This is a genomic window from Kribbella deserti, from assembly GCF_042434725.1.
In the GTDB taxonomy this organism is placed as follows: Bacteria; Actinomycetota; Actinomycetes; order Propionibacteriales; family Kribbellaceae; genus Kribbella; species Kribbella deserti.
The window spans coordinates 98648-111686 of record NZ_JBHLTC010000057.1 but is presented as its reverse complement, the minus strand read 5'-3'; the positions used below and the strand labels follow the sequence as shown (position 1 = coordinate 111686).

General features: G+C 68.2%; 14 protein-coding genes and 1 tRNA gene. 3 read left to right on the top strand and 12 right to left on the bottom strand.

Features of this window, described 5'->3' with window-relative positions; all coding sequences use genetic code 11:
* Positions 1-85: 85 nt before the first annotated feature.
* From ACFFGN_RS35980 to ACFFGN_RS35965, 4 genes are all read right to left on the bottom strand, one after another.
* On the bottom strand, positions 86-1633 hold the full coding sequence (locus tag ACFFGN_RS35980) for a helicase HerA-like domain-containing protein (RefSeq protein WP_380057732.1): 1548 nt from the start codon (positions 1631-1633) through the stop codon (positions 86-88).
* A 36-nt stretch (positions 1634-1669) separates the two neighbouring features.
* Entirely contained in the window at positions 1670-3172 is a 1503-nt protein-coding gene (locus ACFFGN_RS35975; protein ID WP_380057729.1) for a PH domain-containing protein, read from the bottom strand.
* Positions 3169-3663, bottom strand: coding sequence for a PH domain-containing protein (locus tag ACFFGN_RS35970; RefSeq protein ID WP_380057726.1), 495 nt, complete (start codon positions 3661-3663; stop codon positions 3169-3171). The genes ACFFGN_RS35975 and ACFFGN_RS35970 overlap by 4 nt, the downstream gene beginning before the upstream one ends.
* 226 nt (positions 3664-3889) lie before the next feature.
* Positions 3890-4594 carry a peptidoglycan-binding protein gene (locus ACFFGN_RS35965; protein ID WP_380057723.1) on the bottom strand — a complete coding sequence of 235 codons (705 nt, stop codon included), beginning with the start codon at positions 4592-4594 and terminating at the stop codon, positions 3890-3892.
* Between the two features lie 159 nt (positions 4595-4753).
* On the opposite strand from ACFFGN_RS35965, the gene ACFFGN_RS35960 reads away from it, so the two are divergent.
* Complete coding sequence (locus tag ACFFGN_RS35960; protein ID WP_328989343.1) at positions 4754-5047, top strand: type II toxin-antitoxin system VapB family antitoxin; 294 nt, start codon at positions 4754-4756, stop codon at positions 5045-5047.
* A 5-nt stretch (positions 5048-5052) separates the two neighbouring features.
* Positions 5053-5607, top strand: coding sequence for a LytR C-terminal domain-containing protein (locus ACFFGN_RS35955; RefSeq protein WP_380057719.1), 555 nt, complete (start codon positions 5053-5055; stop codon positions 5605-5607).
* Between the two features lie 380 nt (positions 5608-5987).
* Here the strand turns inward: ACFFGN_RS35955 and ACFFGN_RS35950 are convergent, their stop codons facing one another.
* The 5 genes from ACFFGN_RS35950 to ACFFGN_RS35930 form a co-directional block, all read right to left on the bottom strand.
* The gene (locus ACFFGN_RS35950; RefSeq protein WP_380057716.1) at positions 5988-7496 is read right to left on the bottom strand and encodes a potassium/proton antiporter; all 1509 of its coding nucleotides are present in this window, start codon (positions 7494-7496) and stop codon (positions 5988-5990) included.
* Positions 7497-7605: 109 nt separating this feature from the next.
* Complete coding sequence (locus ACFFGN_RS35945; RefSeq protein WP_380057713.1) at positions 7606-7878, bottom strand: hypothetical protein; 273 nt, start codon at positions 7876-7878, stop codon at positions 7606-7608.
* A gap of 92 nt (positions 7879-7970) precedes the next feature.
* Positions 7971-8058: transfer RNA gene (locus ACFFGN_RS35940), tRNA-Ser, on the bottom strand.
* A 13-nt stretch (positions 8059-8071) separates the two neighbouring features.
* Positions 8072-8506, bottom strand: a complete 435-nt coding sequence (gene tadA, locus ACFFGN_RS35935) for a tRNA adenosine(34) deaminase TadA (RefSeq protein ID WP_380057740.1) — start codon at positions 8504-8506, stop codon at positions 8072-8074.
* A 28-nt stretch (positions 8507-8534) separates the two neighbouring features.
* Positions 8535-9041 carry a tRNA adenosine deaminase-associated protein gene (locus ACFFGN_RS35930; protein ID WP_380057711.1) on the bottom strand — a complete coding sequence of 169 codons (507 nt, stop codon included), beginning with the start codon at positions 9039-9041 and terminating at the stop codon, positions 8535-8537.
* Between the two features lie 99 nt (positions 9042-9140).
* On the opposite strand from ACFFGN_RS35930, the gene upp reads away from it, so the two are divergent.
* Entirely contained in the window at positions 9141-9782 is a 642-nt protein-coding gene (gene upp, locus ACFFGN_RS35925; RefSeq protein WP_380057708.1) for a uracil phosphoribosyltransferase, read from the top strand.
* 12 nt (positions 9783-9794) lie between these two features.
* Here the strand turns inward: upp and ACFFGN_RS35920 are convergent, their stop codons facing one another.
* The 3 genes from ACFFGN_RS35920 to ACFFGN_RS35910 all read right to left on the bottom strand — a co-directional run bounded on the left by ACFFGN_RS35920 (position 9795) and on the right by ACFFGN_RS35910 (position 12880).
* Positions 9795-10763, bottom strand: a complete 969-nt coding sequence (locus ACFFGN_RS35920; RefSeq protein WP_380057705.1) for a phage baseplate protein — start codon at positions 10761-10763, stop codon at positions 9795-9797.
* A 55-nt stretch (positions 10764-10818) separates the two neighbouring features.
* Positions 10819-11739, bottom strand: a complete 921-nt coding sequence (locus ACFFGN_RS35915) for a 1,4-dihydroxy-2-naphthoyl-CoA synthase (protein WP_380057702.1) — start codon at positions 11737-11739, stop codon at positions 10819-10821.
* A gap of 127 nt (positions 11740-11866) precedes the next feature.
* Entirely contained in the window at positions 11867-12880 is a 1014-nt protein-coding gene (locus ACFFGN_RS35910) for a LacI family DNA-binding transcriptional regulator (protein ID WP_380057700.1), read from the bottom strand.
* Between the last annotated feature and the right edge of the window lie 159 nt (positions 12881-13039).

Below are 13039 nucleotides of genomic sequence, written 5' to 3'. Positions count from 1 at the left end.
CGTCACACCCTGCTCCTCACCCAATCGCCAACTGACTCACAACCAGCCTGGCGAAGAGGGGATGAACGCAAAAGGAGGGCGGGGCTCAGCGTTTGCGGCGGGCGGCGCCGAAGAGGCCGCGCACGATCTCGCGACCGGCTGAGCGCGCGAACTGCTTGAACGCGGACGACCCGATCACCTGCTCGACCATCGACTTTTCCTGCTTCGCCCTCGGCGCGGGCTTGGCCTCCGCCGGCTTCGCCTGAGCTTTGGCTTCCGCCTCGGCCTGAGCCTGGGCCGCGCCCGCCTCGAGCTTCGCCGTCAACTTCTCGTACGCCGACTCGCGGTCAACCACCTCGGCGTACTTGCTGGAGTTCGGCGAAGCCTGCACCGAGGCGGTCATCTGCTCGGGACTCGCCGGAGCCATCAGCGACTGCGGTGCGCGCAACCGGGTCCAGGCCACCGGCGTCGGCGCGCCCTTCTCGTTCATCACCGTGACGACGGCCTCGCCGATGCCCAGGCTGGTGAGCACCTCGCTCAGGTCGTACGACGAGTTGGGGAAGGTGGAGACCGTCGCCTTCAGCGCCTTCGCATCGTTCGGGGTGTGCGCCCGGAGCTGGTGCTGGACCCGCGAACCGAGCTGGGCGAGTACGTCGTCCGGCACGTCCTTCGGGGTCTGGGTGACAAAAAAGACGCCCACACCCTTCGACCGGATCAGCCGCACGGTCTGCGCGATCGAATCGAGGAACGCCTTCGAGGCATCGTCGAACAGCAGATGAGCCTCGTCGAAGAAGAACACCAGCTTCGGCTTGTCCACGTCGCCGACCTCGGGCAGATCGTGGAACAGGTCGGCCAGCAGCCACATCAGGAACGTCGAGAACAGCGCGGGCCGGTCCTGCACGTTCGGGAGTTCGAGCAGCGAGACCATGCCCTTGCCGTCGGTCACCCGCAGCAGATCGGCCGTGTCGAACTCCGGCTCACCGAAGAACGCGTCCGCGCCCTGGTCCGCGAAACCGATCAGCGCGCGCAGGATCACGCCTGCGGTCGCGCTGGACAGACCGCCGAGGGACTTCAGGTCCTCCTTGCCCTCGTCGCTGGTCAGGTGCTGGATGACCGCGCGCAGGTCCTTCAAGTCCAGCAGCGGCAGGCCCTGCTTGTCCGCGTAGTGGAAGATCAGGCCGAGCGACGACTCCTGCACGTCGTTCAGGCCAAGCACCTTGGACAGCAGTACCGGGCCGAACGACGTGATGGTCGCGCGGATCGGTACCCCGGTGCCCTGGCCGCCGAGGGTGTAGAACTCGGCGGGGAATCCGCTGGCGGTCCATTCCTGGCCGATGGTCTTCGTCCGGGCGAGCAGCTTCTCGCTCTCCTGACCCGGCTGCGAGATGCCGGACAGATCGCCCTTGATGTCCGCGGCGAACACCGCCACTCCCGCGGCCGAGAGCTGCTCGGCCATCAGTTGCAGCGTCTTGGTCTTACCGGTACCAGTGGCGCCCGCGACCAGCCCATGCCGGTTGACCATCGACAGCGGAATACGGACCGCCGCAGCCGGATCAGGCGTCCCGTCGACCAGGAGGGCGCCCAGCTCGATGGCCGGCCCCTCGAACGCGTAACCCTGCTTGACGGACTCGACAACATCCTTCGACTCGACCATGGCCAGACTCTAATGGCCTGAGCGGCAAGTAGCGGCTCATTCCTCGACGAATGGCGCCAGCAGGTTGGGGACGGCCTCGCGGGCGAAGATCAGGCCTTCGCCGACGGCAGCGTCGTACACGGAGTACGCCCCAGCGCCGGCCGCAGTAGTGGCTGTAAGCGTCACGAGCCCCGCCCGTCGCTGGAACACGGACTGCTTGATCGACCAGCCGATGATCCCGTCACGCTGCAAGGCCGCCGTGGAACGCCGCACCGTGCCTGAACGCGCCACTAGGTAGTCCCCCGACAAGGCGTGCCCCAGCGCGCGGTAGGCGTCCCGAGCCAGCAAGAACGCCGTAGGCGCGAGCACCACCGCCGCGATCCACGCGAGATGCAGGAACACCGAGGTAAGCCACAGCCCCAGAACCGCCAGTACGGCGACGAAGGCGGCGGCAGATCCGTACGACCATCGCAAGCGCCGCAAGTACGCCGCGCGCGGATGACCGATCAAGCGAGCCGCCTCGGTCGGCGAGACCTCCTCGCGCAGTACGTCGGCCGCGAGGCGATCCGCGATCTCCTTCGGCGCGGCGGGCAGCAGCGTCTTGTGGTCGGTCTTGTCGTCTTCGTCCTTCTGGGTCATCCCGGTTGCGATGGCGTCGACCCGCGCGGCACCGGCCAGCCGCACGCCGAGAGGCTCCACCACGTCGACCCCGCGCAGGCGTCGTTCCTCGATCGAGATCGAGCGGGTGGTGAGCAGACCGCGGGTGATTCGCAGGGTGCCGTGCTCGCGGTCGAGCCGGTAGTTCCACCACATCTCGACGAAGAGCGCGAGCGACGCGATCACGCCGACCACCAGCGCGATCGCCAGCAGGATCGCGAGCATCGGGATCAGCCCGACACCCTCGAACCGGTCGTCGACCCAGCCGATGACCGCCGCCTCCGCGTTGAACCACTGCGCGACCTGCATGACGGCACCACCCGCGCCCAGGCCGAGCGCCGGTACGAGGAAGGAGATCGGCGCGTACCGGATCCAACCGGGATCGAGCCGCGCGAGCGTTCCTTCGTCGCTGGTCCCGCGGATGAGCAGTTCCTTGCGGAGGCGTTCGCCGAGCGGCCGGGTGACGGGATTGAGCGTCAGGGTGCTCTCGCCGGCGCCGGTCTTCTCGCCCGTGCCGATCTTGACCGTCACCAGGCCGAACACCCGCTGCAAGGGATGTGCCGTCAGGTCGACGCTGCGGATTCGCTCGCGGGACAACGACCTGCGCCGGATCAGCAGGATGCCGCTGTGCAGTTCGGCCCGTTCGGCACCGATCCGGTACCGGGTTTTGCGCCAGCGCACGTAGTCGGCCGCCGCGCTGGCCGCGATCACCAGCAGGACCGCTGGAACCACGATCGCGAGCGCGAGCGCGAGCGCGAACGACGTACCAGCGGTGATCCAGAAGACGGCCGGCACGGCGGCACCAACAGCGACCCCGGCCATCAGGATCGCCGTCACCGCCACGGTCCGCCGATCCAGCTTCTGCCATCCCTCTGGGGGATCGACTGGATCCGTGCTGGTCATGTCGCGTCGCCTGGTGTGGCCTGGGTTGTCTCGGTGAGTTGTTCGGCCAGGGCGGCGGCTGCTTCGTGGTCCAGCCCTTCGATGCTGACCGCGCCTTTTGCGGAGGCGGTCGTAACGGTGACCGAGGCCAGACCGAACAGCTGTTGCAACGGGCCACGCACGGTGTCGACGGTCTGGATCCGCGACATCGGAGCCACTCGCCACTCCTGCCAGAAGTAGCCGGTGCGCACGTAGACGGCGGTGTCGGTGACCTCCCAGCGGTGGACGCGGTACCACCACAGCGGCAGCACGGTCAGGAACGGGATGGCCAGCACAACCAGAATCGCCGCGGGCAGCAACAGCCAGAACCGGGCTGGGCGAATCAGCAGGCCGAGTAGCACCAGCGCCGCGATGATCGGCCCGAAGAGCGCGACCGCCTGGAGCCGCCACCACGGTTTACAGCGCGGATCGAGCTGGTGGTTGGGCGGTCTCAGCCGCACGGTCCCGGACATGCGTCACCTCTCACTCGGGTGAACCCGACCCTAGTGAAAACCGCGCCCGCGCACCGCCTACTTTCGGCCAGACCTGTTCCACCTTTAGGCCCTCAGCCACCTCCGCAGGTCGGGCCCTCGACCCGGCCTGCGGCGGGTGGGCGCATGACAGGAGGGACCGCGCCGCCCCTTGGCACGGTCCCTCCTGGGTTCACGACGATGGCCCATCCGCGGCCTGCGGGTCAGGTCAGCGGATGACAACGATCTTGGTGGTGGACTGGGTGAAGATCCAGACCGTCTCGGACATGCCCTTCGAGAGCCGGATGCAGCCGTGCGACTCGCGATAGTTGGTGCCGAGCAGCCAGTCGGCGTGGATCTGCGCGCCGGTGGTCTTGTACGTCGGGATCTGGTGCATGCCGACGCCGCACGGCGCGAACCGCACGAAGTTGTTCAGGTACAACCGGGCGCCGTCGGTGTTGCGCTTGATCCGCGCGGCGCGGCCGCACTTCGGGCCGGTGTAGTACGTGCCCGGGCCGAGATAGCGCGGGTTGTCGATGATGCCGCCGGTGCGGACCAGCTTGCCGCGGCTGTCGATCACCCAGATCCAGTTCTGGCCCTGGCTGATCACGATGCGACGGCCGCTACCGCTGCCGGCCGGGACCGGGCGCAGGTCGCAGCGCTTCGCGGTCGAGGCCAGCAGGCGCTGGAAGGTGGTCGTGGTCAGGGTGCCGCTCTGGGACAGCCTGTTCGCCGACTGGAACCGGACCAGCGCCGCCTTGGTCATCTGGCCGATCTGCCCGTCGACCGGTCCCGCCGTACAACCCAGCTGGTTCAGCCGGTACTGGGCGGACTTGTTCTGGTGCACGGTCCACGCGTCGGCCGGCAACGTCGTACCGGCGATCGCGACCACGGTCACCAGCGCGCCGGCGGCCGCCCTGATCAGATTGCGCATCCTCATCTCCCCCTGCCGTGTGCCCCCACGGGATTTCCCGTCCTCTTTCTAGACGTACCCAGGTGACCGGAAGTTGGCACATCGGGGAACTTTTCCCGGATCCGCGCTGCGACATGGCCGAAGGTCGGATCAGACCCGCTTGGCAGCTAGACTTCGGTCGTGATCTTCAAGCGCGTCGGCGAGGGGCGACCGTACCCGGATCACGGGTACCGGCAAAAGGATTGGGCTGGTCTGCCACCACGGCAGGTGCGGCTCGATCAGCTGGTCACGACCAAGGGCACCCTCAACCTCGACGCCCTACTCGATGAGGACTCCACTTTCTACGGCGACCTGTTCGCCCACGTGGTGGAGTACCAGGGCGAGATGTTCCTCGAGGACGGCCTGCACCGGGCCCTCCGCGCCGCTCTGCAGCAGCGCCTCGTGCTGCATGCCCGGGTACTCGTTGTGGACTGATTCAGATGGCCATGTTGCAACCTCGTCCCCGTCGCCGGGTCCACTGGCAGACCCCGATCACCCTGGCAGTGCTGCTCGGCATTCTTGTCGGCGGCGCCTGGTGGGGCTGGAACTCGCTCACCGAGGTCACCGCTGAACAGGTCTGCGTCGAGCAGACCCTGCCGAACAAGAAGCTCACCGCCAAGCACGTCGTGGTGAACGTCTACAACGGCGGCGCCAAGGCCGGCTCCGCGCGCAGGACCGGTGAAGCGCTCGAGCAGCGCGGGTTCAACCTCAAGAAGGTGGCCAACGAGCCGAACGACGAGAAGTTCGACGTCGGCGTCATCCGTGGCGCCTCGAAGGACTCGCCCGAGGTCCGGCTGGTGTACCTGCAGTTGCAGCAGAAGCTGGAGATCATCGAGGACGGCCGTACCGACCACACCGTGGACCTGGTGCTCGGCGCCGACTTCAAGGACCTGAACAGCGGCCAGATCAAGTCCGTCCCGGTCCCCAGCGGCGTCGCCTGCCTGCCCACCCCCAAGACCCCCCAGCCCATCCCCTCCGGCCAAAACCCCGGCTAACCCCGCCGCCGGGTCCCGCCGCCTCCCAGGCGCCAGCTCACTCGAACACACCCGAGCGCCCCGTTGCATACCGCTCATCGGACTCTTGTGACGCGGCGTGTCGCCGTTCATCGGACTCTTGTGACGCGGCGTGTCGCCGTTCATCGGACCCTTGTGACCGCCCGGCGCCCGCGCACAGCGACGCCCTCGGCTTCGGCATCCACAGGTCCGAATCCGCCCTCCGCCATGGTGCTGGCCGGTGCTGGCCGACGGCGGGTCGAGGGCGGATTCGAACCGATGAATGCGACGTGCGGCAGGCTGCGACCTGTGGTCACAAGGGTCCGATGAACGGCGACACGCCGCGTCACAAGAGTCCGATGACACGCCGGGGGAGACCGGGGTCAGATGGCTTCTTGGCCGGTTTCGCCGAACCAGCCGGCTAGGCGGCCGCCGCGGCTTACCGCCCGCAGGCGGCGGAGGGTTTGCTCGCGCAGGTGGGACGGGGCGACCACCAGGATGTCGTCGCCGGCTCGCAGTACCGAACGGCGTTCCGGTACGAAGGCCTGTTTGCCGCGGACCACCAGGGAGACCGAAACACCCTGGGGTAGCCGGAGTTCGGCGATCTCGACCCCGGCGAGGCGGGATTCGCTCGGGATCCGTACCTGCAGCACATCCGCGTGCAGGGATTCCAGCGGCGCCACGTCGATGTCGACCTCGTGGGACGCCTGGTCGTCGAGTACGCCGAGACGCCGGGCCAGCCAGGGCAGGGACGGGCCTTGCAGCAGGGTGAACACGATGACCAGCACGAACACGATGTCGAAGATCCGCGCGGCTTGCGGGACCTTCTCCGCGAGCGGGATCGTGGCCAGGACGATCGGTACAGCCCCGCGCAGTCCTGCCCAGGCTATGAAGGTCTGCTCGCGCCAGGGCACGCGGAACCCGGACAAGCTGATCCAGACCGCCAGGAACCGTCCCACCATCGTGACGGCCACACCGATGACCAGAGCTGCCAGTACGTCGTTCAGGCCGATCCGGCCGGGTGAGGCGAGTAGGCCGAGCATGACGAACAGCCCGATCTGCGCGAGCCAGGCGAGGCCGTCGACGAACGAGCGAGTGGCGATCCGGTGCGGGAGTTCCGCCCGGCCCAGGATCAGGCTGGTCACGTAGACCGCCGCGAAGCCCGAAACGTGCAGGAGGACCGAGCCCCCGGCGTACGAGATGGCGGCGAGCGACATGATCGCCAGCGGGTAGAGACCGGCGGAGCCGAGCGCCACCCGGCGGAGCAGGCCCACGCTGAGCCAGCCGACCACAAATCCGAAGATGGCGCCGACAACCAGTTCGTAGATGACGAGCCCACCGAAGTGCAGCAGGCCCTTCTCGCCGATCTCCCCAGTACTGACCAGCGTGACCAGCAGAACGGTCGGAGCGTCGTTCAGACCGGATTCGGCCTCGAGCGCACCCCGCAGCCGCGGGCGGATCGGGACCTTGCGCAGTACGGCGAACACCGCGGCGGCGTCGGTCGGGGAGGTGACCGCGCCGATCAGGACCGCCAGCTGCCAGTCCATGCCGAGCAGGAAATGGGCGACCGAGGCAACTACCCCGACGCTCACCGTGACACCGACGGTCGCCATCACGATGCCGAGCGGCATCACCGGGCGGACCTCGTTCCACCGGGTGGTCAGACCACCCTCGGTCAGGATGATCACCAGGGCGGCGAAACCCAGCGCATGCGCCAGTTCGGCGTCCTCGAACTCGATACCGAGCACGGATTCGCCCAGCATCAGGCCCATGCCGAGATAGATCAGCAGCGAGGGCAACCCGAGGCGGCCGGACAGTCGTACCGCGATGATCGCCACCAGCAGCACCGCGGCACCGGCCAGCAGGATCCTGTCGAGCTCGTGGACATCCACAGGCCTTGGTCAACCCCCTCCGGTCGTGCCTGAATCCTAAGGGGTCCAAGCCGTTGCCCAAGGCCACTGCCCGCCGGGCGGTCCTACCGCGCAACCTCCGTACGGTTGGTCATTCCTCGTTGTCCTGGTTGGCTCGCACCGCCCGCACACCGTCGAGTTCACCGAGCGCGACGACCAGCTCCGGCAGCGGCGATCGCCCGCGGAAGCGCATCTCGGCCCGGACCTGCTCCTCGCCATCGGCCTTGAGCTCCTCGGTCCGCAGTACTGACGACTCGAATCCCATCGAGATGGCCGTGCCGAGTACGCCGGGAAAGCCGTACGCCGAGACCAGGGTGAACAGGGCGGGCCGATGCCGACCGGGCGTGCGTACGCAGGCCGGCATAAAACGAGGACCCTGACGCATCACACCGCACCAGGGTCCCCGAGCTGAATGCCAGCGGCCCCGTGCAGTGCACGGGGCCGCTGGTCTTACGGCGGTGGCGGAGGGATTTGAACCCTCGGAAGGGGGGTACCCTTCACGCGCTTTCGAGGCGCGCTCCTTCGGCCGCTCGGACACGCCACCGCCGCAGAGGCTATCAAGACCGATGCCCATTAAAGAAATCGCGTAGCAACGAACCGGCTTCGTCGGCCATCACACCGCTCACAACTTCGGGTCGATGGTTGAGTCTGCGGTCGCGGACGACGTCCCATAACGAGCCGACCGCGCCCGCTTTGTCGTCGTACGCCGCGAACACCAGGCGGTCCAGCCGGGACAGCACGATCGCGCCCGCGCACATCGTGCAGGGCTCGAGCGTGACGACCAGCGTGCAGCCGGTGAGCCGCCATTCGCCGACGTGCTCGGCGGCCGCGCGGATGGCCAGTACCTCGGCGTGCGCGGTCGGATCACCGGTCTTCTCGCGCTCGTTGTGGCCGCGGCCGATCACCTCGCCGGCCGCGTCCACCACGATCGCGCCGATTGGTACGTCGGCGTGCGCGTGCGCCTCTTCCGCCTCCGCGAGGGCCAGCCGCATCAGCCGGGCCCAGGCGGAGTGAGCCGGATTAACCAAGGCTCTCGAGGGTGTCGTGGAACTGGCGGCCGAACCCGAGCGCGTCGGCGATCTCCTCCAGCATTTCCTCGGGGTACAGGTCGACGTCGTCGCACAGTGCGCTCAGGTCCATCGGACTCAGGCCGAGATCCGCGACGATCTCCAGATCGCCCGCGGCCATCGGGTCGTCGTCGTCATCGGTGACCGGGATGCGCAGCTCGTCGAGCACCTGCCGGGCCAGCGGCCACTCGCTGCCGGCGGTGACATCGGAGAGCAGCAGGCGGGCCCGGCCGCCGATCACCCGCATGAGCAGGAAGAAGTCCTCGTCCACCGAGATCAGGCCGAGTACGCCGGATTCACTCGGGAATCGCCGCAGCGCGGAGATCAGGGTGGCGAGATCGGGCTCGTCGGGAAGGACGAGCGGAGTGACCTGCCAGTCTCCGTCCTCGCGGTAAGCAGCCACCGCGAAGTCGAGCTCGGTCTCGGTCGTGGTCGTGGTCCCAGCCGTGGGTTCAGACACGACTTCATGGTGGCACAGCTGCACCGGGATCCCGCATCGTCGAGCTCGCCCTTAACCGGTCTTTGCAGGTGTTCGTGACCCGGCGGTAGCGTTCGGCCCATGCAGATCCTCGTCGCGGACCACCCGCTCGTCGCCCACAAGCTCACCACGCTGCGGGACGCGTCGACCGACTCGCCGACGTTCCGGCGGCTGACCGAGGAGCTGGTGACGCTACTGGCGTACGAGGCGACCCGGGACGTGCGGACCGGCCCGATCACCGTGCAGACCCCGGTCGCGCCGGCCGAGGGCATCAAGCTGACCTCGCCGAAGCCGCTGGTGGTGCCGATCCTGCGGGCCGGCCTCGGCATGCTGGAGGGCATGACCCGGCTACTGCCGACCGCCGAGGTCGGTTTCCTGGGCATGATCCGCAACGAGGTCACCCTGGACGCCTCGACGTACGCCGAGCGCCTGCCGGAGGACCTGTCCGGGCGGCAGTGCTACGTACTCGACCCGATGCTGGCGACCGGTGGCACGCTCGCCGCAGCGATCCGCTTCCTGGTCGATCGCGGCGCCGACCACATCACCGCGATCTGCCTGCTGGCCGCGCCCGAGGGTGTCGCCCGGATCGAGCAGGAGCTGGCCGATCTCCAGATCCCGGTTCACCTGGTCGTCGCCGGGATGGACTCGCACCTGAACGAGAAGGGCTACATCGTGCCCGGCCTGGGCGACGCCGGTGACCGCTTGTACGGCGTCGCCCAGTAGAACTGTCTGCAGTCAGACCAGGTCGTTGCGGTAGAAGAAGTTCGCCCGGCGGTCCCCGGCCACTCCCGAGGCGAAGCCGAAGTAGAGCCGCGCGGTCGCGTCGGTGGTGCCGTAGACGGCCATGCCCTCGGGTTCGCGGTACGTCAGGCTCTTGCCCGCCAACGTCAGGAACGAGTCGACGATCTTGCCCGCGTTGATGTCGTAGCACCAGAGCTTCGAGTTGGCCTTGGTCTCGTCGGGATCACCCGGATAGGCGCTGCCCTCCCAGAAGTAGGCGTACGCGCCGTACACCGCCCAGCCCTGGAACGGCACACCCGAGGTAAGCGCCGGCTGCGCGAACGAGGCCAGCACGGTGGTGAAGATGCCTCGGTTGGCCTCGGCCAGCGGGTAGAGGTTGATCCGCATCCGGCCACCCTGGGAGTACCGGACGGCTAGACGCTTGTAGCGCTGGTCCACCGTGCAGGTGAAGACACTGCCGTCGGATACCGGCTTGTACGACTTCAACGAGCTTGAGGTCTCCGTAAGCGTCGCGCCGTTCTGCCACGGGAACCGGGCGATCCGACGGCCCCGGCCGTTCGCAGGGTCCGCATCCGTCTCTGTCCACAGGTACGACGTGGTGCCGACGGGCTCGACGCCGATCGCTACCCCGTGGCCGAAACCGGTGAGGTACATGTGGCCGACCACATTGCCGGAGAAGTCGAGGCGGCTCATCGTCAGCGTGCCGCTGTTCTCGCCGGTCTCCGAACGAAGCTGAACGGCGAAGATGCGCTGGTTCGGGGTGTCGAAGGCCATCGACTGCATGACCTTCGGACCCCAGAGCGGTTTGTGCCGGAAGAACTCGTTCGTCGTCGCGCTCATCTTGAAGCGTTTGGTGGCGGGCAGGGCCAAGGCGGAAGCCTGAGCGGCGGGAACACCAAGGGAGCCGGCAGCGAGCAAGGCGCCGGCCCCCGTGAGCAGACCGCGGCGGGAGAGGTTGTCCATAGCCGACGACCGTAAGCTACCAACCGTCTACAGTCAGTAGCTCGTAGGAAAACTTCTAAAACGCATACGGGTACGGCGACCAGTCCGGTGAACGCTTCTCCAGGAACGCGTCCCGGCCCTCAGCCGCCTCGTCGGTGCCGTACGCGAGCCGCGTCGCCTCGCCCGCGAACAGCTGCTGGCCGACCAGCCCGTCGTCGATCAGGTTGAACGAGTACTTGAGCATGCGCTGGGCCGTCGGCGACTTGGCGCAGATCTTCTTGCCCCACTCCAGCGCGACGGCCTCGAGCTCCGCGTGCGGCACGACCTTGTTGACCATGCCCATCCGGAACGCGTCCTCGGCCGAGTACTCGTCGCCGAGGAAAAAGATCTCCCGGGCGAACTTCTGCCCGACCTGACGAGCCAGGTACGCCGAGCCGTAACCGCCATCGAACGACGCCACGTCCGCGTCGGTCTGCTTGAACCGCCCGTGCTCGGCCGAGGCCAGCGTCAGATCTGCCACCACGTGCAGGCTGTGCCCGCCGCCCGCGGCCCATCCCGGCACCACACAGATGACCACCTTCGGCATGAAGCGGATCAGCCGCTGCACCTCAAGGATGTGCAACCGGCCCGCTTTCGCCGGGTCGATCGAATCGGCCGTCGTGCCCTCGGCGTACTTGTAACCGTCCTTGCCCCGGATCCGCTGGTCACCACCGGAACAGAAGGCCCAGCCACCGTCGCGCGGCGAAGGCCCGTTGCCGGTCAGCAGCACGCAACCGACGTCGGACGACATCCGCGCGTGGTCGAGCACCCGGTACAGCTCGTCCACCGTCTGTGGGCGGAACGCGTTGCGCACCTCGGGCCGATTGAAGGCGATCCGCACCACGCCGGCGTCAACCGCCCGGTGGTAGGTGATGTCGGTCAGGTCGAACCCGTCGACGGCCTTCCAGGCGGAGGGATCGAAGATCTCAGAGATTGGCTCGGTCACCCGGCCGAGCATAAACGCGTCTCTCCAACCGCAGTGGCCGGGCTCGGGACCACGGCCGCGGGCTCACGGCGGCGGGCTCGCGGCGGCGGGCTCGCGGCGGCGAGTGGTTCAGAGCCGGCGGGTGCTTGCGCGGATTGGTTCAGAGCCGGCGGGTGCTCGCGCGGATGACGACCTCGCCCGGGAACGTCTCGGTCGCCGGGCTCTCCCCGGACACGGCCAGCTCCAGCGCGCGACGGCCCATCTGCTCCAACGGCAGCCGGACCGTACTGAGCGCGGGCCAGACATCCCGCAGGGTGGCGATATCGTCGAACCCGGCCACCGACAGCTCACCCGGTACGTCGATGCCCCGCGCGCGGAACGCCGACATCGCGCCGACCGCCATGACGTCGTTCACCGCGAAGACGCAGGTCACACCGGTCTCCCGATCGACCAGTTCGCCCGCGGCGGCGTAACCACCGTCACGGGTGAAGTCACCCTGCAGTACGGCGCGGGGCTCGATCCCGGCCTCGGCCAAACCGGCGATGAACCCGTCCCGGCGGTCCCGCGCGGTGGCGAGTTCGTCCGGCCCGGCGAGAATCGCGAACTCGCGCTGCCCCAGGCCGACCAGTTCACGGGCCAGCTGGGCGGCTCCGGCGCGGTTGTCCGGCACGATCGTGTGCGCGGGCATACCCGGCTGACTGACCAGGGCCAACCCGGCGCCCGAATTCAGGAAGGCCTCGACCTCACGCGTCGTACGGGCCAGCACGTCCTCGTCGAGGCGGCGGCTACCGATCATCACCGCGGCGCGGGCGCGCTGGGCCCGCAGCGAGGACAGGTACGTGATCTCGCGATCGGCGTCGCGGAAGGTGCTGGCCATCATCACCAGCAGGTTCTTCTCGTCGGCGGCGCGCATCACGCCGTTCGCGATCGCGGCGAAGTAGGGGTCCTCGATGTCGTGCACGAGGATGCCGACCACGTTGGTGGAGGACTTGGCCAGCGCCTGCGCCTGCGCGTTGGGCGTGTAACCGAGTTCCTCGGCCGCGGCCCGGACGCGCTCCTGCAACTCCTGGCGCGGCACCCGGTCACCGCCGTTCAGCACCCGCGACGCGGTCGCAACCGACACGCCGGCACGCTGGGCGACGTCCAGCAGGGTCACCGGTGCTTTCAAGTTCACGGCCTGTCCACCTCCGGGGGTCGCTGGCTCGTGGTGGTCATTCATTGGTCAAGCTGGCCGTCACCCTATCGGAGCCGGGCGGTGATCACACCGTGTGGCGGTGCGCGGGCGGCTATTCGGAGTCAGACCTGGCTTTGCGGCCCGCGGGTGGCTAGCCTT